We start from the raw sequence: 24,954 nt of genomic DNA, 5'->3' as shown, positions 1-24,954 counted from the left end.
GCGTGACGATGCGCCGCCTGCCCGCTCGGTGGAAACGGCAACAGCCGACTGGCAACTCGGGTAGAATGCGCCGCCTGTTTCTGGAGATGCTCATGACCCTGCTCAAGTTTGCCGACGTATCCCTCGCCTATGGCGCCATGCCCCTGCTCGACGGAGTGTCCTGGCAGATCGCGCGGGGTGAGCGCGTGTGCATCATCGGCCGCAACGGCACCGGCAAATCGAGCATGCTGCGCCTGGTCAAGGGCGACCAGATGCCGGATGACGGCGAGATCTGGCGCGCCCCGGGACTGAAGATCGGCGAGTTGCCGCAGGAGCTGCCACGCGCCGACGAGCGTACCGTGTTCGACGTGGTCGCCGAGGGGCTGGCCGGGGTTGGCGAGCTGCTGGCGCGCTATCACCACCTGGCGCAGAACATCAACGGCGATGACGACCTCGAGCAACTGATGCATGTGCAGCAGGAGCTGGAAGCCAAAGATGGCTGGCGCCTGCAGCAACTGGTCGACAGCACCCTCAGCCGCCTGCAGTTGCCGGCCGACAAGACCCTGGCCGAGCTTTCCGGTGGCTGGCGCCGTCGTGTGCTGCTGGCGCAGGCGCTGGTGTCCGAGCCGGATCTGCTGCTGCTCGACGAGCCCACCAACCACCTGGATATCGGTGCCATCGCCTGGCTGGAAGAGGCCCTCAAGGATTTCGGCGGCGCCGTGCTGTTCATCACCCACGACCGCTCCTTCCTGCAGAATCTGGCTACACGCATCCTCGAGCTGGATCGCGGTGGCCTGATCGACTGGAACGGTGACTACGCCAGCTTCCTGGTGCACAAGGAGCAGCAGCTAGCCGCCGAAGAGACCGCCAACGCGCTGTTCGACAAGCGCCTGGCCCAGGAGGAGGTGTGGATTCGTCAGGGCATCAAGGCCCGCCGTACCCGTAACGAAGGCCGTGTGCGTGCGCTCAAGGCGATGCGCGCCGAGCGTGCCGAGCGCCGCGAACGTCAGGGCAAGGCGAATATCCAGCTGGAGACCGCGGACAAGTCCGGCAAGCAGGTGATGGTGGCGGAGAACGTCAGTTTCGCGCATGGCGGCGGCCCGTTCCTGGTCAAGGATTTCTCCATGGTCCTGCAGCGCGGCGACCGCATCGGTCTGCTCGGCGCCAACGGTACCGGCAAGACCACGCTGCTCAAGCTCCTGCTCGGTGATCTGCAGCCGTCCAGCGGTAGCATCGAGGTCGGCACCAAACTGGAAGTGGCGTATTTCGACCAATTGCGTCACCAGCTCGAGCCGGAAAAGACTGTGATCGACAACGTCGCCGAAGGTCGCGACTTCATCACCATCGATGGCCAGAGCCGCCATGTGCTGAGCTACCTGGGCGACTTCCTGTTCAGCCCACAACGGGCCCGCACACCGGTCAAGGCACTGTCGGGGGGCGAACGGGCACGACTGTTGCTCGCCAAGTTGTTCAGCAAGCCGGCCAACCTCCTGGTGCTGGACGAACCGACCAACGATCTGGATGTAGAAACCCTGGAACTGCTCGAAGAAGTACTCCTCAACTTCCCCGGAACCGTGCTGATGGTCAGCCACGACCGTGCCTTCCTCGATAACGTCGTGACCAGCACCCTGGTGTTCGAGGGGGAGGGCAGGGTGCGCGAATACGTGGGTGGCTATCAGGACTGGCTGCGCCAGGGCGGTTCGCCGCGCCTGCTCGGCGTGGGCGAAAGCAAGTCCGGCAAGGCCGAGCTGGCCACGGCCATCGTCGAAGCGCCGACCCCGGCGCCAGCGGCCCCCGCGCAGGTGAGCGCCGAGCCGGCGAAGAAGAAATTAAGCTACAAGCTGCAGCGCGAGCTGGAAGCGATTCCCGGGCAGATCGACGCCCTGGAGCAGGAAATGGCGGCGGTGCAGGAGCAGGTATCCGACCCTGCCTTCTATCAGCAGCCGGTGCAGGTCACCACGGAGGTATTGGCGCGTCTCGACAGCCTGCAGAAGGAAATGGACGAGTTGCTCGAGCGCTGGGCAGAGCTGGAAGGCTGACGAAGGAACGAACGGGCAATGGCCATCGAGTACCGCATTACCCTCGACGATAATCATCAGTTCAGCTATCGGATCGAACTGAGTCGCGAATACGACCCCGCCGAAGCGCAACAGGCGCCTGCCTGGACCCGTCTCGCGCATCAGCAGTGCAGCAATTGCCCGCTCAGCCGCGAGCAGTTCAGCCATTGCCCGGCTGCAGTCGATCTGCATCGGGTGATCGAGGACTTCCGTGGCCTGCCGGCTTTCAAGAAGGCCAGTGTCTGGGTGCGCACGCCTGATCGCGAATACACCAAGCAGGTCGGTTTGGAGGAGGGGTTGCGTGCGCTGCTTGGGGTGATCATGGCCACCAGCGCCTGCCCGGTGCTGGCGCGCCTGAGGCCGATGGCGCAGCAGCATCTGCCGTTTGCCAACAACCAGGAGTTCATCCTGCGTGCGGTGTCGCTGTACCTGGCGCGGCAGTATTTCAATATGCGCGAGGGGCGTCTGGCTGACTGGGAACTTAAGGGGCTGGTGCGCCTCTTCCAGCAACTCAAGCTGGTCAACCAGGCCTTCTGGCAGCGTATTCACGACACCTGCGAAGGCGACTCCAATCTGAAGGCCTTCCTGACCTTCTTCTCGATGTCGTCAAGCATGACGGTGTCCCTGGAAACCCAGTTGCAGAAGATCCGCCCGCTGGTGATGAGCGCGGGCGATTCGTTCGAGTGATGGCAGGGGCGCCGCGCGCGCCCCTTGCCCGTCAGCGGTCTTCTGGTGCGTCAGGCCTTGTCGGCCTCTGGCACATCAGGCGCTTTTTTCCACCTTCTTCAGACGCACGGCGAGCACATCGCAGGGCGCTCCGTGCAGCACGTCATTGGCGGTGGAGCCGAGCAGCAGCGCCAGGCCGTGGCGGCCATGGCTGCCAACCACGATCAGATCGCAACCCTGCTCTGCGGCCAGGCGGTGGATTTCCTGGCGGGGTTGGCCATAAGCCAGGTGGCGCTGATCGGCGGTGAGTTCCGGGTACTTGCCGGTGAAGCTGTCCAGGCGCTCGCGGGCCTGCTCGAACTGCTGTTGCTGCAGCATCGACAGGTCCATCGGCACGTCACCACCAAAGGCCATGGCCATCGGCTCGACGATATGCACCAGGGACATCTTGGCACCGCTGGCCTGGGCCAGCTTCTGCGCGCGAACCACTACGGGGTCGCATTCCTCTGTCAGATCGACGGCGACCAGAATGTGCTGGTAAGGCATGGTGAACTCCTCCTTAAGGAAGCAAATGGCTCTGTCCCAAGTATGGCCCCATTGTGCGCGATAGGGCGACTGGTCTGAACGGGCAAAGAAAAGCCCGATGCGAGCACCGGGCGATGGCTGGCCAGGCAGGCCGGAAAACAGGGGGTAATTACAGTTGATTGGCGGCGTACTGTGCGGAAACGCCTTCCAGACCCTCGATGATGCTGTCGGAATACTTGCTGATCAGGAACGGTACGGTGTTCTCATTGTAGTTGCGCAGGGATTTCTCGATGTAACGCCATTTGGTCTCGATGGAGTTCAGTGCGGCGCTGATCTGCGGGGTGTTCTGCTGGGCGCTGCTGAGGCTGCCGAGCTGGTTGGCGAACTCGCCGACCAGCTCATCGATTCCGCGCTCTTCGCCGCCGCCGAAGAAGCTGGTGCCGACCGAGGCACTGCGCGAGGCATAGTCCACCGCGATATTCTGCATCAGCAGGCTCTGGTCGCGGCTCTTCTGGGTCAGCGGCGGCACGCTGAAACCGCTTTCCTGCTGAATCTTCTGGTAAAGCTCGTCGCTGATGGCCATGAGGCGCTGATTGTTGTCGGCCAGGTCGGCAACCGGTTGCAGGTCGGTATAGCCCTGGCTGCGCATGGCTTCCATCAGCGCCTGTAGTGCGCTGCGATAACTCTGCCAGTTGGCTTGCAGCTGGCCGCGCAGCGCCTTGCTCGCCTCGCCGGGCATTTCGCCCAGGCCGTCCAGGTACGCCTGGCCCTCCTGCAGCGACTCGCCAATCATGCGGGCGTAGCGCTGATCGCCTTCCATGCCGTTGTACATATAGAAGTCGCCCAGGCTCTTCTGGGTAGCCAGGCGCAGCTGGTGCAGGCGGAGCAGATCATCGGTCGGGGCTGCGCTGAGCAGGGGCGGGAAGAAAAGCGTAAAGAGAAAAACGAGCAGAGCGCTCAGGGGGAATTCAAGCGAACGGCGGCTCGACATTGGCGACTCCGTGTGGCCCATCATGGGGCTCGATTTGTTGTTGTATTGCTCCCGGATGGCCCTGTGCCACCTGAAGGTGAGACGACTGTACCCCGAGCTTCACCGTTTGGCTAGGCGCTTGGATATGTCGCCAACGGGCGGGGAAAAGGCGCGCAATGGCGTGATATTGATGCGGTTTATCGATAAGCGCTGGAGCCCGCGAATGACCAGGCCTGCGGAAAACGTCGGGAAAACGACGAAAAGAGGCCAATTGACAAGCGCGGGCTTTTCCCTGAAGGTGTGCACACCCAAATCAAACGGGCGTATGAATTGAGCGTTTGCCTGGTTAGGCGCGCCATTACAGCCCGAATATCGCGTCGGTGGGTGTGTCTTACCGATTGGAGCTATGCTCGACGGCTGTGCCGCGGGCTGGCCTGCCGGTTGGCTCCGATGTGTACTGTTCAGCTTCCATACCGTGGAGATCAGTTGATGATTTACGAAGGTAAAGCCATCACGGTTAAGGCTCTTGAGAGCGGCATCGTCGAATTGAATTTCGACCTCAAGGGTGAGTCCGTCAACAAATTCAACCGTCTTACCCTCAACGAGCTGCGCGCCTCCGTGGACGCGATCAAGGCTGACGGTTCGATCAAGGGCGTGATTGTCACCAGTGGCAAGGACGTGTTCATCGTCGGTGCCGACATCACCGAGTTCGTCGATAACTTCAAACTGCCCGACGAAGAGCTGGTGGCCGGCAATCTGGAAGCCAACAAGATTTTCAGTGATTTCGAAGACCTCGCCGTGCCGACCGTGGTTGCCATCAACGGCATCGCCCTGGGCGGCGGTTTCGAAATGTGCCTGGCCGGTGACTACCGTGTAATGAGCGAGACCGCCAAGATCGGTCTGCCGGAAGTCAAGCTGGGTATCTACCCGGGCTTCGGCGGTACTGTGCGCCTGCCGCGCGTGATCGGCACCGACAACGCTGTAGAGTGGATCGCTTCCGGCAAGGAAAACAAGGCAGCCGATGCCCTCAAGGTCGGTGCCGTCGATGCCGTGGTCGCTCCTGCCAAGCTCAAGGACGCCGCGCTGGATCTGGTCAAGCGCGCCATCTCCGGCGAGCTGGATTACAAGGCCAAGCGCCAGCCCAAGCTGGAAAAGATCAAGCTCAACGCCATCGAACAGATGATGTGCTTCGAGACCGCCAAGGGTTTCGTCGCCGGTCAGGCGGGTCCGAACTACCCGGCTCCGGTCGAGGCCATCAAGACCATTCAGAAGGCTGCCAACTTCGGTCGTGACAAGGCGCTGGAAGTCGAGGCCGCCGGCTTCGTCAAGCTGGCCAAGACCTCGGTCGCCGAGAGCCTGATCGGCCTGTTCCTGAACGATCAGGAGTTGAAGAAGAAGGCCAAGCACCACGACGAAATCGCTCGCGACGTGAAACTGGCAGCCGTGCTCGGCGCCGGCATCATGGGCGGCGGTATCGCCTACCAGTCGGCCTCCAAGGGCACTCCGATCCTGATGAAGGATATCCGCGAAGAGGGTATCCAGATGGGGCTGAACGAGGCCTCCAAGCTGCTTGGCAAGCGCGTCGAGAAAGGCCGCATGACTCCGGCGAAGATGGCCGAGGCGCTGAATGCCATTCGCCCGACCATGTCCTACGGTGACTTCGGCAACGTCGACATCGTGGTCGAAGCCGTGGTCGAGAACCCGAAGGTCAAGCACGCCGTGCTGGCCGAGGTGGAAGGTTATGTGCGTGAAGATGCGGTGATCGCTTCCAACACGTCCACCATCTCCATCACCTACCTGGCCCAGGCGCTGAAGCGTCCGGAAAACTTCGTCGGCATGCACTTCTTCAACCCGGTGCACATGATGCCGCTGGTCGAGGTGATCCGTGGCGAGAAGTCCAGCGAAGTGGCTGTGGCTACTACCGTTGCCTACGCCAAGAAGATGGGCAAGAACCCGATCGTGGTCAACGACTGCCCCGGCTTCCTGGTCAACCGCGTGCTGTTCCCGTACTTCGGCGGCTTCGCCAAGCTGGTCAGCGCCGGTGTCGACTTCGTCCGCATCGACAAGATCATGGAGAAGTTCGGCTGGCCCATGGGCCCGGCCTACCTGATGGACGTTGTCGGCATCGACACCGCCCACCATGCCCGCGACGTGATGGCCGAAGGCTTCCCGGAACGCATGAAGGAAGAGCGCAAGACCGCTGTCGACGCGCTGTACGAAGCCAATCGTCTGGGTCAGAAGAACGGCAGGGGCTTCTATGCCTACGAGACCGACAAGCGTGGCAAGCCGAAGAAAGTGGCCGATGCCGCTATCCAGGAAGTGCTGGCGCCGGTCGTGTACGAGCAGCGTGAAGTCACCGATGAAGACATCATCAATGCCCTGATGATCCCGCTGTGCCTGGAAACCGTTCGTTGCCTGGAAGACGGCATCGTCGACACTGCAGCCGAGGCCGATATGGGCCTGATCTACGGTATCGGCTTCCCGCCCTTCCGCGGTGGTGCGCTGCGTTACATCGATTCGATCGGTGTAGCCGAATTCGTCGCCCTGGCTGACAAATATGCCGACCTGGGCGCGCTGTACCACCCGACCGCCAAGCTTCGTGAAATGGCCGCCAAGGGCCAGAAGTTCTTCGGTTAATCGCGCAGCGAACAGAGCGAGAGTAGAAATATGAGCCTGAATCCTAGAGATGCAGTGATCGTCGACTTCGGTCGTACCCCGATGGGTCGTTCCAAGGGCGGCATGCACCGCAACACCCGCGCCGAGACCATGTCCGCGCACCTGATCAGCAAACTGCTGGAGCGCAACAGCAAGATCGACCCGGCTGAAGTCGAGGACGTGATCTGGGGCTGCGTCAACCAGACCCTGGAGCAGGGCTGGAACATCGCGCGCATGGCGTCGCTGATGACCCAGATCCCGCACACCAGCGCCGGCCAGACCGTCAGCCGTCTGTGCGGTTCGTCCATGAGCGCCCTGCACACCGCCGTGCAGGCAATCCAGACCGGCAACGGCGACGTGTTCGTCGTCGGCGGTGTGGAGCACATGGGCCACGTCGGTATGATGCACGGCGTCGACCCGAACCCGCACCTGTCGCTGTACGCCGCCAAGGCTTCCGGCATGATGGGGCTGACCGCGGAGATGCTGGGCAAGATGCACGGCATCAGCCGTGAGCAGCAGGACGCCTTCGGTGAGCGTTCGCACCGTCTGGCGCACAAGGCTACCGTCGAAGGCAAGTTCAAGGATGAGATCATCCCGATGCAGGGCTACGACGAGAACGGTTTCCTGAAGATGTTCGACTACGACGAAACCATTCGTCCGGAAACCACCATCGAGAGCCTGGCTGCGCTGAAGCCGGCATTCAACCCGAAAGGTGGCACCGTGACTGCAGGTACTTCCTCGCAGATCACCGACGGCGCTTCCTGCATGATCGTCATGAGCGCCCAGCGTGCTCAGGACCTGGGCATCCAGCCGATGGCCGTGGTTCGCGCCATGGCCGTTGCCGGTGTGGATCCGGCGATCATGGGTTACGGCCCGGTGCCGTCCACTCAGAAGGCGCTCAAGCGTGCCGGTCTGACCATGGCCGACATCGATTTCGTCGAGCTCAACGAAGCCTTCGCGGCCCAGGCCCTGCCTGTGCTGAAGGACCTGAAGCTGCTCGACAAGATGGAAGAGAAGGTCAACCTGCACGGCGGCGCGATCGCCCTGGGTCACCCCTTCGGTTGTTCCGGTGCCCGTATCTCCGGTACCCTGCTCAACGTCATGAAGCAGAACGGCGGCACCTTCGGTGTCTCCACCATGTGCGTGGGCCTTGGCCAAGGCATCACCACCGTCTTCGAACGCGTTTAAGCGTCAATGGACAGAAACCGGGGCCCAGTGCCCCGGTTTTGCTTTTTACGGCTTTTTATTTCGGGAATCGCTCATGCAGTTGCAGCCAGGACTCTATCGCCATTACAAAGGCCCGCAGTACCGCGTATTCGGTGTGGCACGCCATTCCGAGAGCGAGGAAGACGTAGTCGTCTATCAGGCGCTGTACGGCGAGTTTGGCCTGTGGGTGCGGCCGCTGAGCATGTTCTGCGAAGAGATCGAGGTGGACGGCAAGCGGGTTCCACGCTTTGCTTTGATACAGGCTGAAGTCAGCCCTATCGGAGGTTCGGAAGTCTGAGAGCGCAGCCCCTGCGCTTGACCTTCGCTTGGTCACCACTATATATAGCGGGGCCTCAAGGCTCCCTGCCTTCTATATTTCGCATTTTTAGGAATTCTCTGATCCATGGGCAAATCGCTGGTCATCGTGGAATCCCCGGCCAAGGCCAAGACCATCAACAAGTACCTGGGCAGCCAGTACGTGGTGAAGTCGAGCATCGGCCATATCCGTGACCTGCCTACCAGCGGCTCGGCAAGCGCCACCAAGGAGCCGGCCAAGCGCGGCAAGGCTGCCGCCGAGGCGCCGGCACTGTCGCCCAAGGAAAAGGCCAAACGTCAGCTGTTCGCCCGCATGGGCGTCGATCCCGAGCACGGCTGGAAGGCCAAGTACGAGATCCTGCCCGGCAAGGAAAAGGTGATCGAGGAACTGCGTCGCCTGGCCAAGGATGCCGACACCATCTATCTCGCAACCGACTTGGACCGCGAAGGGGAAGCCATCGCCTGGCACCTGCGCGAGTCCATCGGCGGCGATGACAGCCGCTACAAGCGCGTGGTGTTCAACGAGATCACCAAGAAGGCCATTCAGGAAGCCTTCTCCAAGCCCGGCGAGCTGGACATCAACCGCGTCAATGCCCAGCAGGCGCGTCGCTTCCTCGATCGCGTGGTGGGCTACATGGTCTCGCCGCTGCTGTGGGCCAAGATCGCCCGCGGCCTGTCTGCCGGTCGCGTGCAGTCGGTGGCGGTGAAGCTGGTGGTCGAGCGCGAAAAGGAAATTCGTGCCTTCGTCCCGGAAGAATACTGGGAAGTGCATGCCGACCTCGGTACTGCGAAGAACGCCAAGGTGCGTTTCGAGGTGGTGCGTGAAGGTGGTGCTGCCTTCAAGCCGGTCAACGAAGCCCAGGCCATGGCCGCGCTGGAGAAGCTCAAGGCTTCCAGCTACAGCGTGGTCAAGCGTGAAGACCGTCCGACCAGCAGCAAGCCGTCGGCTCCCTTCATCACCTCCACCCTGCAGCAGGCGGCAAGCAACCGCCTGGGCTTCGGGGTGAAGAAGACCATGATGATGGCCCAGCGTCTCTACGAGGCCGGCTACATCACCTATATGCGTACCGACTCGACCAACCTGTCCAATGACGCTGTGGAGATGGTGCGCGGCTTCATCGGCAGCGAGTACGGTGACAAGTACCTGCCGGGCAAGCCCAACCTGTATTCGAGCAAGGAAGGCGCCCAGGAGGCGCACGAAGCGATTCGTCCGTCCGACGTCAACCTGCGCCCGACTCAGCTGTCGGGGATGGAGCGTGACGCCGAACGCCTGTATGACCTGATCTGGCGCCAGTTCGTCGCCTGTCAGATGCCGCCAGCCGAGTACCTGTCCACCAGCGTCACCGTGGCCGCTGGTGATTTCGAACTGCGTGCCAAGGGCCGTATCCTCAAGTTCGACGGTTATACCCGTGTTCTGCCGCAGCAGAGCAAGCCGGGTGAGGACGACGTGTTGCCGGAAATGAAGGAAGGCGAGGGCCTCAAGCTGATTCAGCTCGACCCCAGCCAGCACTTCACCAAGCCGCCGGCGCGCTATTCCGAAGCCAGCCTGGTCAAGGAGCTGGAAAAACGCGGCATCGGCCGTCCGTCGACCTACGCTGCGATCATTTCCACCATTCAGGATCGCGGCTACGTGACGGTGCACAACCGCCGCTTCTATGCCGAGAAGATGGGCGACATCGTCACCGAGCGTCTCGACGAGAGCTTCGCCAACCTGATGGATTACAGCTTCACCGCCACCATGGAGGAGCATCTCGACGATGTGGCCCAGGGTGAGCGCGAGTGGAAGAACCTGCTCGACGAGTTCTATGGCGACTTCAAGAAGAAGCTCGAAGCTGCCGAAGCAGGCGAGGGCGGCATGCGTGCCAACCAGCCGACCCTGACTGACATTCCGTGCCGCGAGTGCGGCCGGCCGATGATGATTCGTACCGCCTCCACCGGCGTGTTCCTCGGTTGCTCCGGCTATGCGCTGCCGCCGAAGGAGCGCTGCAAGGCCACCATCAACCTGGTACCGGGCGACGAGATCGCTGCGGACGACGAGGGCGAGTCCGAATCCCGCGTGTTGCTCGGCAAGCACCGCTGTCCGATCTGTTCCACCGCGATGGATGCCTATCTGCTGGATGAAACCCGCAAACTGCACATCTGTGGCAACAACCCGGACTGTACGGGCTACGAGATCGAACAGGGGCAGTACCGTATCAAGGGCTACGAAGGCCCGAGCCTGGAATGCGACAAGTGCGGCAGCGAGATGCAGCTCAAGACCGGTCGTTTCGGCAAGTTCTTCGGTTGTACGAATCCCAGCTGCAAGAACACCCGCAAGCTGCTGAAGAATGGTGAGGCGGCGCCACCGAAGATGGACAAGGTGGAGATGCCCGAGCTCAAGTGCGAGAAGGTGGACGACACCTACGTACTGCGTGACGGTGCATCCGGGCTGTTCCTCGCAGCCAGCCAGTTCCCCAAGAACCGCGAGACTCGCGCTCCACTGGTGCTGGAAATCGTCCCGCACAAGCACGAGATCGATCCGAAGTACCACTTCCTCTGCGAGGCCCCGCAGAAGGATCCGGACGGTCGTCCGGCGGTGATTCGCTACAGCCGCAAGACCAAGGAGCAGTACGTGCAGTCCGAGGTCGACGGCAAGCCGACCGGCTGGCGTGCGTTCTACGATGGCGGTAAATGGAAGGTCGAGGACAAGCGCTAGAGCCTGTTCATCATCTGCTGCGCCCGGCCTGGCCTCGTTGCAGGCTTGGCTCCAGCTCGCGGGAAAGACCCTGAAAGGCTGACGAGATGCGCCTCTGGCTACTGGCTGAGGCGCGTATCATGACCTGATCTGCTGTGGAGGTCGCCATAATGGCCAAAGAAATCTACACCCGCACCAATCAGAAAATCTTCTTCGCCGGTATTGCTCTGGAGAACTGGCGCAAGGCAGAAGACTCCTCCGCGTTCAACGTGCAGGCACTGGTGCAAGCCGAGCGTGAGGCTGCGCTGTTCCACCTGTATGGCGGGCTGCTTGGGTTGTGCCACGAGATTGCCGGCTATTACCGCATGAGCGACCTTGCGCCTTCGCGTGTCGAGGCATTCGTTCAGCAGGCTGTACTCGAAGGTTCGCCCAGCCCGGAGCTGGCTGAACTGGTCGAGCTCGCTCAGCAGCGGGAAACCTGGCTGGCGCAATTGCTGGCTGCCTATGCTGAGCTGTTCCAGCCGCCGCGCGAGGAACGCAAGGCCAAGGTCGACCCGTCGATGCCGTTGATCACGGCCGTCAGCATTGGCCCGGAGCCGGTCGAGCTGAGCCTCGACGATATCGAGTCCTGGCGCCAGCAACTCAAGGCTCTGGTGCTGCGTTTCCGTGAAGGTCTCAGCGAGTGCTGATTGCGTTTAACTGGACCAGTGGGCTGGGGATGACCCCGGCTGACTGTTACAATGTCGTGTTTTTGCACAGAGACTGAGCCATGCCAACATCCTTTCTGGAAATCGTCGAACTGCCCGATGGGCGTATTGCCCTGCGTCGTGCAGAGGATGAAGAGGCGCTCGTGACTCTGGACTTCTCCGCTGATGCCAAGGCTTTTCTGCAGGGGCAGCACATCGAGGTGGCCAAGGCCATGCTCAATGTCGGAGTGCAGATGGCCGGTCGTATGGCCGAGGGTGATTTCAGCAGCGAGGAAGAAGGGCCGCGCGTCCTGCACTGAAAACGCTGCCACACAACGTAAACGGGGCTCCAGTGGAGCTCCGTTTTCATTTGCGGGAATGGTTCAGCCCAGGCTGATGTTCAGGCTTTGCGCGCCGCCGGTCTGGGCAGCCTGTGCCAGACGTTGGCGAGTGCTGCGCTCGACCGGGTGCAGCCAGCTGATCACGGTATGGCTGCGGCCCAGCTTGAGTGCATCCTCGGCGAGCTCCAGAGCGCTTTGCCCTTGCCGTGGTTGCAGCAGGAGGATGCGTTCGCGATTGAGTCCGGCTTCACGCAACCAGCTTTGTGTGAGGCTGGCGGGCGGCGCCACTAGGGTCAGCCAGCGTGCGTCCTGGTTCTGGCTCAGTTCGCGCAGAATCGGCGCCAGCAGGTGCAGGCAATGGCCGGCGGCGCCGCGCAGAGCCAGTTCGCTGAATGCCTGATCATCCTCGCGGCGGGCAATGTCATCGGTAACCTGGGGCTCGCCTGCGACACCGGCAAGAAAGGCGTCGAAAAGGGGAAGTTGTGGACGCTCGAGCGACTGCTGCATCTGCATGGCGTTTCCTCAGCGGCGGATTACACCGACACTCAAACCTTCGATGACTAGGTCCTGGTGTTCCAGGTCCACTTCGATCGGGGCGAACTCAGGGTTCTCTGCAATCAGCCAGACCTTGTTGCCCTCGCGCTTGAAACGCTTGACCGTTACTTCGTCATCGATACGGGCGACGACGATCTGGCCGTTGCGTGCCTCTCGAGTGGTGTGTACGGCGAGCAGGTCGCCATCGAAAATGCCGATGTCCTTCATGCTCATGCCGCGTACGCGTAGCAAGTAGTCGGCCTTGGGCTGAAAGAAGGAAGGGTTGATCTGGCAGGATTCTTCGACATGCTGCTGGGCGAGGATCGGCGCGCCTGCAGCGACACGGCCGATTACCGGCAGGCCTTCATCCTCGTTCGCGGCGCCTGCCTCGAAACCGGGTATGCGGATACCGCGAGAAGCGCCAGGAGTCATCTCGATGGCACCCTTGCGCGCGAGGGCCTTGAGGTGCTCTTCGGCTGCGTTGGGTGATTTGAACCCCAGCTCCTGGGCGATTTCCGCGCGGGTAGGGGGGTAGCCGTTGTCTTCCAGGCAGCGCTTGATGAAGGCGAGAATCTCGGCTTGGCGTGGCGTCAGTTTCAGCATGGCTGGGCTCTGTCTTTTTATACAGTGACTGGGATTATATACAGTAAGGCGGGCTTGGCAACGCTCAATTTCGTAGTGCGCTGTCGCCCGGCTTGTTACCCGTGCTGGTGAGTCTGCGTCTCTGCTTGTTGTAAGCTGTGACCCGCCGGCCAAAAGACGCCTTACGCGACTTGACAATCTGACTGCCTGAAACGTATGTTTCAAACAAGTGTTTGTCAGGTGATAGCTCATGGCTCAGTCGGAAACCGTTGAACGCATTCTCGATGCTGCGGAACAGCTGTTCGCGGAGAAAGGCTTCGCCGAGACCTCGCTGCGGCTGATTACCAGCAAGGCAGGGGTCAACCTGGCGGCCGTCAACTACCACTTCGGTTCCAAGAAGGCGCTTATTCAGGCGGTCTTCTCGCGCTTCCTCGGGCCATTCTGCGCCAGTCTGGAAAAGGAACTGGATCGCCGTCAGGCCAAGTCCGAAACCCAGGCTTCCCTGGAAGAGCTGCTCGAACTGCTGGTCGAGCAGGCGCTGGCGGTGAAACCGCGTAGTGGTAACGACCTTTCCATCTTCATGCGTCTGCTGGGCCTGGCTTTCAGCCAGAGTCAGGGGCACCTGCGCAAATACCTGGAAGAGGTCTACGGCAAGGTGTTCCGTCGCTACATGCTGCTGGTGCACGACGCCGCGCCGCGCATTCCGCCGCTGGAACTGTTCTGGCGTGTGCACTTCATGCTTGGCGCCGCAGCGTTCAGCATGTCCGGTATCAAGGCCTTGCGTGCGATGTCCGAGACCGATTTCGGCGTCAATACCTCGATCGAGCAGGTGATGCGCATGATGGTGCCGTTTCTGGCCGCAGGCATGCGTTCGGAAACCGGCATCAGCGACCCGGCCTTGGCCGAGGCGCAACTCAAGCCGCGAAGCAAGACGCCGAGCACTGCGTCCAAGGTTTGACTTGGTCGCAGGTGGGCTTGGCTTCTCCCTTCGGCTAAGCTAGCGGCCCATGCCCGATCTCGATCTACTCCATATCTCCATTGCCGATCAGAGGCTTTACGGCTTTTGTGCCGGGCAGCCGGTGCTCAGCCTGTCTGTCTCCACCGCGCTCAACGGGCCGGGTGAGCGCAACGGTTCGGGTTGCACGCCGTGTGGCCTGCATCAGGTGCGTGCGAAGATTGGTGGCGGTTTGCCTCTGGCTGCCGTGCTGCGTGGCCGCCGCTGGACTGGCGAGGTGTGGTCGCCGCAGTTGCACGCGCAGTTTCCCGGTCGTGACTGGATTCTCACCCGCATTCTCTGGTTAAGCGGTCTCGAGCCGGGGCGCAATCGCATGGGCGAGGTCGACACCTTCCGTCGCTACATCTATCTGCACGGCACGCCGGATACGGAACCCATGGGCGAGCCGTTGTCCCATGGCTGCATTCGCTTGCGCAATGCCGACATGCTGGCGCTCTTCGACCTTGTGCCGCCTCACTGCAAGGTGCGTATCGATGAAGCACCGTACCCGGCTGCAAATCAGGATTTCAAATAAGGAACAGGTTCATGCAAGGCTCTTTGATGATGGACATCGCCGGTACCTGGCTGACCGCCGAGGATCGCCAGATGCTGCGCCAGCCCGAGGTGGGCGGTCTGATCATTTTTGCCCGCAATATCGAATCGCCGCGTCAGGTGCGAGAGCTGTGTCAGAGCATTCGTGCGGTGCGGCCGGATCTGTTGCTGGCGGTGGATCAGGAGGGCGGCCGGGTGCAGCGCCTGCGTCAGGGGTTCCTGCGGCTGCCGGCGATGCGTGCTATCGCCGATAACCACAATGCCGAAGAACTGGCCGAGCACTGTGGCTGGCTGATGGCGACCGAAGTGCTGGCGGTCGGGCTGGATCTGAGCTTCGCTCCGGTGCTGGACCTCGACCATCAGCGCAGTGCCGTGGTCGGCAGTCGTGCCTTCGACGGCGACCCGCAACGCGCCGCCATGCTCGCTGGCGCCTTCATCCGTGGCATGCATCTGGCCGGTATGGCTGCCACCGGCAAGCACTTTCCCGGTCACGGCTGGGCAGAGGCGGACTCCCACGTTGCCATTCCGGTTGACGAGCGCAGCCTTGATGAGATCCGCGCCTGCGACATGCAGCCATTCAAACGTCTGGCGGGCGAGCTGGATGCGGTGATGCCGGCGCACGTCATCTATCCGCAGATCGATGAGCAGCCGGCAGGGTTTTCTCGTCGCTGGCTGCAGGACATCCTGCGTGGCGAACTGGGTTTCGACGGGGTGATATTCAGTGATGACCTGTCCATGGCTGGCGCGCATGTGGTCGGCGATGCCGGCAAGCGCATTGAAGCGGCGCTCGCGGCCGGCTGCGACATGGGTCTGGTTTGTAATGACCGTGGTTCTGCCGAACTGGCCCTCAGCGCGTTGCAGCGCCTGCAGGTCAGGTCTGCCGAGCGTCTGCAGCGCATGCGCGGACGTGGACATGCCTGTACCGATTACCGCCAGGCGCCGCGCTGGTCGGCGGCCGTAGCTGCGCTCAGGGCTGCACAGCTGATTGACTGAGACGAAAGACCTTCACCCGGGCCCGCTTGCTTAAAGCGGGCTGATGCGTACCAGTGCTCCCAGGCTGCCATGGTCCAGATAGGTCAGGCTGTTGTCCTTGAGGCGCTGGGCGACCTTCATGTGCTCGCTGCTTTCCAGCAGGCCGTCGGCGCTGAAGTGATTGATCCACAGTTCCAGATCCAGATCGGCAAAACGATCCTGGGTGAAGGCGAGGGTGCCTTCGACCGGATGGTGGCCGAGATGGGCATCACCACTGCTGATCGCAACGCGGCTCGGCGTGCTGCTCAGCGTCTGGCTCCAGGCCTTGTGCAGTAGAACCTGATAGCCGTTGCCCGGATTGAGCTTGGCGGCTTCATTGTCGAGGCGGGTAGGGCGCTCGCTGCCGGCAATCGGCAGTGCGGTGCCTGCCCAGTCGTCCGGCGCGATCTTCGGCGCGATGACCGGTTCACCCGCCTGGCGGAATACCAGCAGTTCCACCTGATACAGACGTTCGGCGAAGGCGCTTGGGGCGAGCAGGCAGAGCAGCAGGGCGATCAGGTGCAATGGGCGCGTCATGTGAGAGTCCTTCATGTGGTGGGCGCGAGGCGCTCGAACAGGGCTTCCAGGGTGTTGAAACGTTCTTCCGCACGCTCCATGGGAACCTGGATCTTGAAGGCGGTAGCGCCTTCGAACTTGTAGCGTTTCGGTTGGGCCTGGATCAGTTTGATCAGCGTCAGCGGGTCGACGCAGGTTTCCGCGGCAAATTCGATACGGCCGCCCTGCGGGCCGACGTCGACCTTGGTGATGCCGAGCTTATCTGCCTGCAACTTGAGCAGGGTCAGGCGCATCAGGTGCTTGGTCGGCTCCGGCAGCAGACCGAAGCGGTCGATCATCTCCACCTGCAGTTCCTTCAGGCCATCCTCGTCGGTAGCCGAGGCGATGCGCTTGTAGAGGATCAGGCGGGCATGCACGTCGGGCAGGTAGTCCTCGGGAATCAGCGCCGGTACGCGCAGATTGATCTCCGGGCCGCCGCCCAGCGGCTGGTCGAGGTTGGGTTGCTCGCCTTTCTGGATGGCCTTTACCGCGCGCTCGAGCATTTCCATGTACAGGGTGAAGCCGACGGCCTGGATCTGTCCGCTCTGGCCGTCGCCGAGCAGTTCGCCGGCGCCGCGGATCTCCAGATCGTGCGTCGCCAGGATGAAGCCGGCGCCGAGATCCTGCGCGCCGGCGATGGCCTCCAGGCGCTTCTGCGCGTCCTCGGTCATGCTCTTGCGCGGAGGCGTTAGCAGGTAGGCGTAGGCCTGGTGGTGACTGCGGCCGACGCGGCCGCGCAACTGGTGCAGCTGGGCCAGGCCGAACTTGTCGGCGCGCTCGATGATGATGGTGTTGGCGCTGGGCACGTCGATGCCGGTCTCGATGATGGTCGAGGCCACCAGCACGTTGAAGCGCTTGTGGTAGAAGTCGCTCATCACCTGTTCCAGCTCGCGCTCGCGCATCTGCCCGTGGCCGATGCCGATACGGGCTTCCGGCACCAGCTCGGCGAGGTCGGCGGCGCATTTGTCGATGGTCTTCACATCGTTGTGCAGGTAGTACACCTGGCCGCCGCGCAGCAGCTCGCGCAGCAGCGCCTCCTTGATGGTCGGCTTGTTCTCCTCCATGACGAAGGTGCGCACCGACAGGCGCCGCGCCGGTGGTGTGGCGATGATCGACAGGTCGCGCATGCCGGCCACGGCCATGTTCAGGGTGCGCGGGATCGGTGTCGCGGTGAGGGTGAGGATGTCCACCTCGCTGCGCAGGGCCTTGAGCTGCTCCTTCTGGCGTACGCCGAAACGGTGTTCCTCGTCGATGATCACCAGGCCGAGGTTGTGGAACTTCACATCCTCCTGCAGCAGCTTGTGAGTACCGATGACGATATCCACCTTGCCTTCGGCCAGCTGCTGCACCGCACCTTCGACTTCCTTGGCGCTCTTGAAGCGGCTCATTACCTCGACCTTCACCGGCCAGTCGGCGAAGCGGTCGCGGAAGCTGTTGTAGTGCTGTTGGGCGAGCAGGGTGGTGGGTACCAGCACGGCCACCTGCTTGCCGCTATGCACGGCGATGAAGGCCGCGCGCATCGCCACCTCGGTCTTGCCGAAGCCGACGTCGCCGCAGACCAGGCGATCCATCGGCTTGCCGGCGAGCATGTCGGCGCGCACGGCATCGATGGCTGCCTGCTGATCCGGGGTTTCCTCGAAGGGGAAGCCGGCGCTGAAGGTGGCGTAGTCGACGGCCGGGTCACGGAAGGCGAAGCCTTCGCGGGCGGCGCGGCGGGCATAGATGTCGAGCAGCTCGGCAGCGACGTCGCGCACCTGTTCGGCGGCCTTGCGCTTGGCCTTCTGCCAGACTTCCGAGCCGAGCCGGTGCAGTGGTGCCAGGGCATCGTCGCTGCCGCTGTAGCGGGCAATCAGGTGCAGGCTGGCCACCGGTACATAGAGTTTGGCGTCGTCGGCGTACTGCAGGGCAAGGAACTCGGCGGCCTGGCCGTCGAATTCCATGGTCACCAGGCCCAGGTAGCGGCCGACGCCGTGATCGATGTGCACCACCGGCGAGCCTTCGCGCAGCTCGGTGAGGTTCTTGATCACGTTGTCGCCGCCGTCGCGTCCTTTCTCGCGACGACGACGCTGCATCACGCGTTGGCCGAACAGCGGGTTTTCCGGGATCAGCGCGAGGTCGTCGAGCAGCAGGCCTTCGTCCAGCGGTGCTATGCAGATGTTCAGCCGCTCGCTGCTGGCGACGAATCCCGGCCAGCCTTCGACTTCCCTGGGCTTGAGCTTGAGGCGGGCGAGCAGTTCCAGCAGTACTTCGCGGCGGCCGGCCGATTCGGCGCAGAACAGCACGCGGCCCTGATATTCCTCGATGAAGCGGCGCAGCGCCGCCAGTGGCTCGCCAGCCTTGGCCTGGATCGCCAGGTCGGGCAGGGCGCGGGCGTCGAAGCGGGTCTGGCCGACGCCGGGTTCGATGTCGTCCTGGTTGACCATCACTCGCGGCCAGTTCTTCAGGCGGGCGAAGCAGTCCTCTACCGGCAAGAAGATATCGGCCGGAGGCAGCAGTGGCCGCTCGGGGTCGACGCGGCGATCCTCGTAGCGGTTGCGTGCATCCTGCCAGAACTGTTCAGCGGCTTTCTCGATACCGGGCAGGGAGAACACCTGGGTGTCGCCTGGCAGGTAGTCGAACAGGGTGTCGGTTTCCTCGAAGAACAACGGCAGGTAGTACTCTATGCCGGCCGGCGTAATGCCCGAGGAGAGGTCCTGATAGATGGGGCAGCGGCGGAAATCCACGTCGAAGCGCTCGCGAAAGCGCCCGCGGAAGTCGGTAACGGTCTTTTTTTCCAGCGGAAACTCACGCGCCGGCAGCAGGCGGATCGACTCGACCTTGTCCACCGAGCGCTGGTTTTCCGGGTCGAAGGTACGCAGGGTCTCGATTTCGTCGTCGAACAGATCAATGCGGTAGGGGACTTCGCTGCCCATCGGGAACAGATCGATCAGTGCGCCACGTACGGCGAACTCGCCGTGTTCGTACACCGTATCGACGCAGCGGTAGCCGGCGGCCTCCAGGCGTGTGCGCATCTGCTCGACGTCCAGCTTCTGGCCGACATCCAGTACCAGGCTGCTGCCCAGCAGGAAACGTTTCGGCGCCAGGCGGTGTAGGGCGGTGGCAATCGGCACTACGAGAATGCCGCGGCTCAGTTGCGGCAGCCGGTATAGCGCGGCGATACGCTGGGAAATGATGTCCTGATGCGGTGAGAACACGTCGTAGGGCAGGGTTTCCCAGTCGGGGAAATGCAGCACCGGAAGGTCCGGGGCGAAGAAGGCCAGTTCTTCCTGCAGGCGTTCGGCGCTCTGGCTGCCCTCGGTCAATACCAGGGTGAAACGCCCGGCACTGCTGGCCGCTTCGGCGATCGCCAGGGAGAGGGCGGCGCCGGGCAGATTGCCCCATTGCTGTTTGCCGGCGCTGGCCGGCAGAGACGGAAGACGCAGTACGGACACGGGCGGCTCACGATCATTACGAAGGGCCGGGAATTGTAGCGGGGCTTGGTGGTCAATGTCAGTCACGACAGGCACGCATTGCTCCCGCTCGCGAGCGCCGTCATAATGTAGCCCCTTTTTTCAGCCCCTACATGTGGAAGGTACTGCCCGTGACTCAGAAGCCCGACCAGTGTCTCGGTGAATGGATCGATCGTGAAGCTCTCGCGGAAGCGATGATTCCGCTGATTGGTCAGCTCTATCGCAACAACAATGTGGTGACCTCGGTCTACGGCCGTGGCCTGATCAACCGTTCGGTCATTGACATCCTCAAGGCTCACCGTTTTGCCCGTCACCGTCTGGTTGGCGATGCCGAGCTGTCGGTGCACGACACCTTCCCCATGCTCAAGGCCATGAGCGAGCTCAAGCTGGGCGCCGCTTCCGTGGATCTGGGCAAGCTGGTTGCCAAGTTCAAGGCCGAAGGCGCTGGCCGCAGCATCGAGCAGTTCGTCAAGGACGAGCTGGCCGATGTGGTCGGCAAGCAGAACGGCTCGGCGCGTGAAGGCACTGACGTGGTGCTCTATGGCTTCGGCCGCATCGGTCGCCTGCTGGCGCGCATCCTGATCGAGAAGACCGGTGGTGGCGACGGCCTGCGCCTGCGTGCCATCGTCGTGCGCAAGGGTGCGGAGAACGATCTGGTCAAGCGTGCGAGCCTGCTGCGTCGTGACTCGGTGCATGGCAAGTTCAATGGCACCATCACCATTGATGAGGCCAACAACACCATCACTGCCAACGGCAATCTGATTCAGGTCATCTACTCCAACGATCCTGCGTCGATCGACTACACCCAGTACGGCATCAAGGATGCGTTGCTGGTCGACAATACCGGTAAATGGCGTGATGCCGAAGGCCTCGGCCAGCATCTCAAGTGCCCGGGCGTCGATCGTGTGGTGCTCACCGCTCCCGGCAAGGGCGCGCTGAAGAACATCGTGCATGGCATCAACCACAGCGAAATCACCGCTGAAGACAAGATCATTTCCGCTGCTTCCTGCACCACCAACGCCATCGTGCCGGTGCTCAAGGCGGTCAATGACAAGTTCGGCATCGTCAACGGTCATGTCGAGACCGTTCACTCCTACACCAACGACCAGAACCTGATCGACAACTTCCACAAGGGCAGTCGTCGTGGTCGTAGCGCCGCGCTGAACATGGTCATCACCGAGACCGGCGCTGCCACTGCTGCTGCCAAGGCGCTGCCGGTTCTGAAAGGCAAGCTGACCGGCAACGCGATTCGCGTACCGACGCCGAACGTGTCGATGGCGATCCTCAACCTGAACCTCGAGAAGGCCACCAGCCGCGACGAGATCAACGAGTATCTGCGCCAGATGGCCATGCACTCGGACCTGCAGAAGCAGATCGACTTCGTCAGCTCGCAGGAGGTGGTGTCCACCGACTTCGTCGGTTCGCGCCATGCTGGCGTAGTCGATGCCGAAGCCACTATCTGCAACGATAACCGTGTCGTGCTGTACGTCTGGTACGACAACGAGTTCGGCTACAGCTGCCAGGTTGTGCGCGTGATGGAAGACATGGCCGGGGTCAACCCGCCGGCTTTTCCGCGTTGATAGCCGGGTAGTGTGAAAAAACGGGAGCCTCGGCTCCCGTTTTTTATGCGCAGACATTGATGCGGATCAGCGTCGAGAATGTTGCGCCCTGTTACCGAAAAGCCAAAAAAAGCAAGTGCTTGGGTGGTCAGTGCCGGGGGGCGTCTTTATAATCGAGCAGATTTTTTACCCAGGTTTGGCGCATTCATCCACGCCCATATCGCATCGGCGTGGTTAGGTCTATTAGACTTTCGATTGCGCTGCCTGTCCTATAAAAAAGCTTTCTAAATCAGTGGTTAGGCAAACCTATGATCAAACTAAAGCATGGGCTCGACTTGCCCATAACGGGTGCGCCGACACAGCGTATCGAGGCCGCCAGGCCCGTACGTAGTGTCGCCGTCATCGGCTTCGACTATCACGGGATGAAGCCGACGATGGAGGTGCAGGTCGGTGATCGGGTCAAGCTCGGTCAAGTGCTGTTTACCGACAAGAAGACACCCGGTGTGCGCTACACCGCCCCCGCTGCTGGCGTGATCAGCGCCATTCACCGCGGCGAGAAGCGTGTCCTGCAGTCCGTGGTCATCGATGTCGATGGCGACGAGCAGGAAACCTTCGCCCAGTACGCCGTCGATCAGCTCGAAACACTGAGTGGCGAGCAGGTTCGCGAAAACCTGCAGCAGTCGGGTCTTTGGACCGCTCTGCGGACGCGTCCGTTCAGCAAAGTTCCGGCGCTCGATGCCGTGCCCAATTCGATCTTCGTGACTGCCATCGATACGCACCCGCTTGCCGCCGATCCTACGGTGATCATCGGTGAAAATGCTGCTGCTTTTGAAAATGGTCTGAAGGTGCTCGGCAACCTGGCCAAGGTGTTTTTGTGCAAGGCCGATGGCGCCAACCTGCCTGGCGAGAAGCTGGCCAAGGTGCAGAGTGAAGCCTTCGCCGGTCCGCACCCGGCCGGTCTGCCAGGCACTCATATTCACTTCCTCGATCCGGTCAGCGCCAGCAAGAGCGTATGGCAGATCGGCTATCAGGACGTAGTTGCCGTAGGCAAGTTGTTCACCACTGGCCAGTTGTCCGTTGAGCGCGTGGTCGCGTTGGGCGGGCCTGTCGTCGAGCAGCCGCGTCTGCTGCGTACCCGTCTGGGCGCCAACCTGGAGGAACTCACCGCCGGCGAACTCAAGCCCGGCTTCAATCGGGTGATTTCCGGCTCGGTGTTCGGCGGTCGTACCGCGCAGGGCGCTTTCGCCTTCCTCGGCCGTTATCACAATCAGGTGTCCTGCCTGAGCGAGGGCAACGAGCGCGAAATGCTGCATTACCTGCGTGCCGGCGTTAACAAACACTCGGTTCTGAACATCTTTGTCTCCAAGCTCGCTCGCACCAAGCTGTTCAACTTCACCACCACCACCAATGGCAGCCCGCGCGCGATGGTGCCGGTCGGCAACTACGAAGAAGTGATGCCGCTGGACATCCTGGCCACGCAACTGCTGCGTTCACTCATCGTCGGCGACACCAACATGGCACAGCAACTGGGTTGCCTGGAGCTGGACGAAGAAGATCTGGCGCTGTGCAGCTACGTATGCGCGGGCAAGTACGAATACGGCCCGATCCTGCGTGACAACCTAACCAGCATTGAGAAGGAGGGTTGAGCATGGGCGTGCGTGAATTCCTCGACAAGATCGAGCACAACTTCGAGAAGGGCGGCAAGTACGAGAAGTGGTATGCCTTGTACGAAGCCGTGGACACCTTCTTCTATCGTCCTGGCAGCGTGACCAAGACCACCGCTCACGTGCGTGATGGCATCGACCTCAAGCGCATGATGATCACCGTCTGGCTGTGCACCTTCCCGGCGATGTTCTTCGGTATGTGGAACATTGGTTATCAGGCCAACCAGGTCTTTGTTCAGAATCCGGAACTGTTGGCGGCTCAGGACGGCTGGCGCTTTGGTCTGATCGGTGCGCTGGCAGGTTTCGATCCGAGCAGCCTGTGGGACAACTTCATCCAGGGCGCGGCCTATTTCCTGCCGATCTACCTGACGGCCTTCATCGTTGGCGGTTTCTGGGAGGTATTGTTCGCCTCCGTCCGCAAACATGAGGTCAACGAAGGTTTCTTCGTCACCTCCGTGCTGTTCGCCCTGATTCTGCCGCCGAGCATTCCGCTCTGGCAGGTGGCGCTGGGCATCAGTTTCGGTGTGGTTATCGGCAAGGAAGTATTCGGCGGTACCGGCAAGAACTTCCTCAACCCGGCACTGACCGGCCGTGCATTCCTGTTCTTCGCTTATCCGGCGCAGATCTCGGGTGACGCCGTGTGGACTGCTGTCGATGGCTACGCCGGCGCTACCGCGCTGAGTGTCGCCGCGGCTCAAGGCATCGATGGCGTAGTCGCCAGTGGCCTGACCTGGATGGATGCTTTCCTCGGCTTCATGCCCGGTTCGATCGGCGAAACCAGTACCCTGGCCATCCTGATCGGCGGCGCGCTGCTGCTGCTGACCAAGATAGCTTCGTGGCGCATCGTCGCTGGCGTGATGATTGGCATGATCGCGTTGAGCACGCTGTTTAACGTCATCGGTTCCGAAACCAACGCCATGTTCGGTATGCCCTGGTACTGGCATATGGTCACCGGCGGCTTCGCCTTCGGCCTGATCTTCATGGCCACCGATCCGGTGTCGGCATCCATGACCAATACCGGCAAATGGGTGTTCGGTATCCTCATCGGGCTGATGGTGGTGATGATTCGCGTGGTCAACCCCGCCTTCCCCGAAGGGATGATGCTGGCGATCCTGTTCGCCAACCTGTGCGCACCGCTGATCGACCATTTCGTCGTTCAGGCCAATATCAAGCGGAGGCAGGCACGCAATGTCTAAACCAACCGAATCTACCGCCCGTATCCTGACGGTCGCCGTTCTTGTCTGCCTGGTCTGCTCGGTCTTCGTGGCCGGTGCTGCGGTGGCACTGAAGCCGGCTCAGGTGGAAAACCGCATGCTCGACAAGCAGCGCAGCATCCTGCGAATTGCGGGCCTGCTGGAGCCGGGCATGTCCGGCGACCAGGTGCGCGCCGTTTATGAGGAGCGCATCGTCGCCCGAGTCGTGGATCTGCAGAACGGCACCTTCACCGATGCCTACGATGCCGATACCTTCGATCCGGCTGCGGCCGCGCAGGATCCGGCGCTGTCCGACACCCTCAGCGGCCGGGACGACATCGCCTCGATCAAGCGTCGCGAGCGCTTCTCCACCGTGTTCATGGTGGAAAGCGGTGGCCGTCCGGAAACCGTGGTGCTGCCGGTACGCGGCTACGGTCTGTGGTCGACCATGCATGGTTTCTTGGCGCTGAAGAGCGACCTGAAGACTGTCCAGGGCTTCGGCTTCTACCAACACGGTGAGACGCCGGGTCTGGGTGGCGAAATCGACAATCCCAAGTGGATTGGCCTGTGGCCTGGCAAACAGGTGTTCAACGACAACGGCGAGCTGGTTGTTCAGATTGTCAAGGGCGGTGTCGATCCGCAGAGCGACAAGGCTGTGCATCAGGTCGATGCCCTGGCGGGCGCGACCCTGACCAGCAACGGTGTAAACAACCTGCTGCATTTCTGGCTGGGCGAGAACGGCTTCGGCCCGTTCCTGGCCAAGCTGCGTGACGGGGAGGCTTGATCC

21 protein-coding genes are annotated in these 24,954 nt (G+C 61.9%); 15 read left to right on the top strand and 6 right to left on the bottom strand.

Going from position 1 to position 24,954, the window contains the following annotated elements:
• The first annotated feature begins 92 nt into the window (after positions 1–92).
• Together OEG79_RS13995 and OEG79_RS13990 are read left to right on the top strand one after the other, a co-directional pair.
• The gene (locus OEG79_RS13995) at positions 93–2,018 is read left to right on the top strand and encodes an ATP-binding cassette domain-containing protein (RefSeq protein ID WP_264145594.1); all 1,926 of its coding nucleotides are present in this window, start codon (positions 93–95) and stop codon (positions 2,016–2,018) included.
• 18 nt (positions 2,019–2,036) lie between these two features.
• The gene (locus OEG79_RS13990) at positions 2,037–2,723 is read left to right on the top strand and encodes a DUF6901 family protein (protein WP_264145593.1); all 687 of its coding nucleotides are present in this window, start codon (positions 2,037–2,039) and stop codon (positions 2,721–2,723) included.
• 75 nt (positions 2,724–2,798) lie between these two features.
• On the opposite strand, the gene OEG79_RS13985 is transcribed toward OEG79_RS13990, so the two are convergent.
• Positions 2,799–3,248, bottom strand: coding sequence for a universal stress protein (locus tag OEG79_RS13985; RefSeq protein ID WP_264145592.1), 450 nt, complete (start codon positions 3,246–3,248; stop codon positions 2,799–2,801).
• Positions 3,249–3,396: 148 nt separating this feature from the next.
• Positions 3,397–4,218, bottom strand: a complete 822-nt coding sequence (locus OEG79_RS13980; protein WP_264145591.1) for a hypothetical protein — start codon at positions 4,216–4,218, stop codon at positions 3,397–3,399.
• Positions 4,219–4,686: 468 nt separating this feature from the next.
• On the opposite strand from OEG79_RS13980, the gene fadB reads away from it, so the two are divergent.
• The 6 genes from fadB (at position 4,687) to OEG79_RS13950 (ending at position 12,053) form a co-directional block, all read left to right on the top strand.
• A complete protein-coding gene (fadB, locus tag OEG79_RS13975) occupies positions 4,687–6,834 on the top strand; it encodes a fatty acid oxidation complex subunit alpha FadB (RefSeq protein ID WP_264145590.1) in 2,148 nt (715 codons plus the stop codon).
• Between the two features lie 30 nt (positions 6,835–6,864).
• On the top strand, positions 6,865–8,040 hold the full coding sequence (gene fadA / locus OEG79_RS13970; protein WP_264145589.1) for an acetyl-CoA C-acyltransferase FadA: 1,176 nt from the start codon (positions 6,865–6,867) through the stop codon (positions 8,038–8,040).
• Between the two features lie 73 nt (positions 8,041–8,113).
• Positions 8,114–8,356 (top strand): DUF1653 domain-containing protein, encoded by a 243-nt coding sequence (locus OEG79_RS13965; RefSeq protein WP_264145588.1) that lies wholly within the window; start codon positions 8,114–8,116, stop codon positions 8,354–8,356.
• A 105-nt stretch (positions 8,357–8,461) separates the two neighbouring features.
• A complete protein-coding gene (gene topA / locus OEG79_RS13960) occupies positions 8,462–11,068 on the top strand; it encodes a type I DNA topoisomerase (protein ID WP_264145587.1) in 2,607 nt (868 codons plus the stop codon).
• A gap of 149 nt (positions 11,069–11,217) precedes the next feature.
• Complete coding sequence (locus OEG79_RS13955) at positions 11,218–11,736, top strand: DUF6586 family protein (protein WP_264145586.1); 519 nt, start codon at positions 11,218–11,220, stop codon at positions 11,734–11,736.
• 80 nt (positions 11,737–11,816) lie between these two features.
• The gene (locus tag OEG79_RS13950; protein WP_012018126.1) at positions 11,817–12,053 is read left to right on the top strand and encodes a hypothetical protein; all 237 of its coding nucleotides are present in this window, start codon (positions 11,817–11,819) and stop codon (positions 12,051–12,053) included.
• A 63-nt stretch (positions 12,054–12,116) separates the two neighbouring features.
• Here the strand turns inward: OEG79_RS13950 and sulA are convergent, their stop codons facing one another.
• Positions 12,117–12,587 (bottom strand): SOS-induced cell division inhibitor SulA, encoded by a 471-nt coding sequence (gene sulA, locus OEG79_RS13945; RefSeq protein WP_264145585.1) that lies wholly within the window; start codon positions 12,585–12,587, stop codon positions 12,117–12,119.
• 9 nt (positions 12,588–12,596) lie between these two features.
• Positions 12,597–13,211 carry a transcriptional repressor LexA gene (gene lexA, locus OEG79_RS13940; protein WP_264145584.1) on the bottom strand — a complete coding sequence of 205 codons (615 nt, stop codon included), beginning with the start codon at positions 13,209–13,211 and terminating at the stop codon, positions 12,597–12,599.
• A 229-nt stretch (positions 13,212–13,440) separates the two neighbouring features.
• On the opposite strand from lexA, the gene OEG79_RS13935 reads away from it, so the two are divergent.
• The 3 genes from OEG79_RS13935 to nagZ are packed head-to-tail and all read left to right on the top strand — an operon-like array spanning position 13,441 to position 15,729.
• Entirely contained in the window at positions 13,441–14,148 is a 708-nt protein-coding gene (locus OEG79_RS13935) for a TetR/AcrR family transcriptional regulator (protein WP_264145583.1), read from the top strand.
• A 49-nt stretch (positions 14,149–14,197) separates the two neighbouring features.
• A complete protein-coding gene (locus OEG79_RS13930; RefSeq protein ID WP_264145582.1) occupies positions 14,198–14,719 on the top strand; it encodes a L,D-transpeptidase in 522 nt (173 codons plus the stop codon).
• 11 nt (positions 14,720–14,730) lie between these two features.
• Positions 14,731–15,729 carry a beta-N-acetylhexosaminidase gene (nagZ, locus tag OEG79_RS13925; RefSeq protein WP_264145581.1) on the top strand — a complete coding sequence of 333 codons (999 nt, stop codon included), beginning with the start codon at positions 14,731–14,733 and terminating at the stop codon, positions 15,727–15,729.
• A gap of 30 nt (positions 15,730–15,759) precedes the next feature.
• On the opposite strand, the gene OEG79_RS13920 is transcribed toward nagZ, so the two are convergent.
• Together OEG79_RS13920 and mfd are read right to left on the bottom strand one after the other, a co-directional pair.
• The gene (locus OEG79_RS13920; protein ID WP_264145580.1) at positions 15,760–16,284 is read right to left on the bottom strand and encodes a peptidoglycan binding protein CsiV; all 525 of its coding nucleotides are present in this window, start codon (positions 16,282–16,284) and stop codon (positions 15,760–15,762) included.
• 11 nt (positions 16,285–16,295) lie between these two features.
• The gene (gene mfd / locus OEG79_RS13915) at positions 16,296–19,733 is read right to left on the bottom strand and encodes a transcription-repair coupling factor (protein WP_264145579.1); all 3,438 of its coding nucleotides are present in this window, start codon (positions 19,731–19,733) and stop codon (positions 16,296–16,298) included.
• A gap of 131 nt (positions 19,734–19,864) precedes the next feature.
• On the opposite strand from mfd, the gene OEG79_RS13910 reads away from it, so the two are divergent.
• From OEG79_RS13910 to OEG79_RS13895, 4 genes are all read left to right on the top strand, one after another.
• On the top strand, positions 19,865–21,331 hold the full coding sequence (locus tag OEG79_RS13910) for a glyceraldehyde-3-phosphate dehydrogenase (protein WP_264145578.1): 1,467 nt from the start codon (positions 19,865–19,867) through the stop codon (positions 21,329–21,331).
• 287 nt (positions 21,332–21,618) lie between these two features.
• Positions 21,619–22,956 (top strand): Na(+)-translocating NADH-quinone reductase subunit A, encoded by a 1,338-nt coding sequence (locus OEG79_RS13905; protein ID WP_264145577.1) that lies wholly within the window; start codon positions 21,619–21,621, stop codon positions 22,954–22,956.
• A 2-nt stretch (positions 22,957–22,958) separates the two neighbouring features.
• Positions 22,959–24,170, top strand: a complete 1,212-nt coding sequence (locus OEG79_RS13900; RefSeq protein ID WP_264145576.1) for an NADH:ubiquinone reductase (Na(+)-transporting) subunit B — start codon at positions 22,959–22,961, stop codon at positions 24,168–24,170.
• Positions 24,163–24,951, top strand: a complete 789-nt coding sequence (locus OEG79_RS13895) for a Na(+)-translocating NADH-quinone reductase subunit C (RefSeq protein WP_264145575.1) — start codon at positions 24,163–24,165, stop codon at positions 24,949–24,951. The genes OEG79_RS13900 and OEG79_RS13895 overlap by 8 nt, the downstream gene beginning before the upstream one ends.
• Positions 24,952–24,954 lie beyond the last annotated feature (3 nt).

Origin of the sequence: Pseudomonas sp. Z8(2022) (assembly GCF_025837155.1) — a bacterium.
Taxonomy (GTDB): domain Bacteria; phylum Pseudomonadota; class Gammaproteobacteria; order Pseudomonadales; family Pseudomonadaceae; genus Aquipseudomonas.
The sequence above is the reverse complement of the archived record's forward strand: the minus strand, read 5'-3'. Positions and strand labels throughout refer to the sequence as shown.

Coding starts and splice junctions, on each gene's coding strand:
- OEG79_RS13995 (WP_264145594.1), top strand. CDS start 93: ATGACCCTGCTCAAGTTTGCCGACGTATCCCTCGCCTATGGCGCCATG.
- OEG79_RS13990 (WP_264145593.1), top strand. CDS start 2,037: ATGGCCATCGAGTACCGCATTACCCTCGACGATAATCATCAGTTCAGC.
- OEG79_RS13985 (WP_264145592.1), bottom strand. CDS start 3,248: ATGCCTTACCAGCACATTCTGGTCGCCGTCGATCTGACAGAGGAATGC.
- OEG79_RS13980 (WP_264145591.1), bottom strand. CDS start 4,218: ATGTCGAGCCGCCGTTCGCTTGAATTCCCCCTGAGCGCTCTGCTCGTT.
- fadB (WP_264145590.1), top strand. CDS start 4,687: ATGATTTACGAAGGTAAAGCCATCACGGTTAAGGCTCTTGAGAGCGGC.
- fadA (WP_264145589.1), top strand. CDS start 6,865: ATGAGCCTGAATCCTAGAGATGCAGTGATCGTCGACTTCGGTCGTACC.
- OEG79_RS13965 (WP_264145588.1), top strand. CDS start 8,114: ATGCAGTTGCAGCCAGGACTCTATCGCCATTACAAAGGCCCGCAGTAC.
- topA (WP_264145587.1), top strand. CDS start 8,462: ATGGGCAAATCGCTGGTCATCGTGGAATCCCCGGCCAAGGCCAAGACC.
- OEG79_RS13955 (WP_264145586.1), top strand. CDS start 11,218: ATGGCCAAAGAAATCTACACCCGCACCAATCAGAAAATCTTCTTCGCC.
- OEG79_RS13950 (WP_012018126.1), top strand. CDS start 11,817: ATGCCAACATCCTTTCTGGAAATCGTCGAACTGCCCGATGGGCGTATT.
- sulA (WP_264145585.1), bottom strand. CDS start 12,587: ATGCAGATGCAGCAGTCGCTCGAGCGTCCACAACTTCCCCTTTTCGAC.
- lexA (WP_264145584.1), bottom strand. CDS start 13,211: ATGCTGAAACTGACGCCACGCCAAGCCGAGATTCTCGCCTTCATCAAG.
- OEG79_RS13935 (WP_264145583.1), top strand. CDS start 13,441: ATGGCTCAGTCGGAAACCGTTGAACGCATTCTCGATGCTGCGGAACAG.
- OEG79_RS13930 (WP_264145582.1), top strand. CDS start 14,198: ATGCCCGATCTCGATCTACTCCATATCTCCATTGCCGATCAGAGGCTT.
- nagZ (WP_264145581.1), top strand. CDS start 14,731: ATGCAAGGCTCTTTGATGATGGACATCGCCGGTACCTGGCTGACCGCC.
- OEG79_RS13920 (WP_264145580.1), bottom strand. CDS start 16,284: ATGACGCGCCCATTGCACCTGATCGCCCTGCTGCTCTGCCTGCTCGCC.
- OEG79_RS13910 (WP_264145578.1), top strand. CDS start 19,865: ATGTGGAAGGTACTGCCCGTGACTCAGAAGCCCGACCAGTGTCTCGGT.
- OEG79_RS13905 (WP_264145577.1), top strand. CDS start 21,619: ATGATCAAACTAAAGCATGGGCTCGACTTGCCCATAACGGGTGCGCCG.
- OEG79_RS13900 (WP_264145576.1), top strand. CDS start 22,959: ATGGGCGTGCGTGAATTCCTCGACAAGATCGAGCACAACTTCGAGAAG.
- OEG79_RS13895 (WP_264145575.1), top strand. CDS start 24,163: ATGTCTAAACCAACCGAATCTACCGCCCGTATCCTGACGGTCGCCGTT.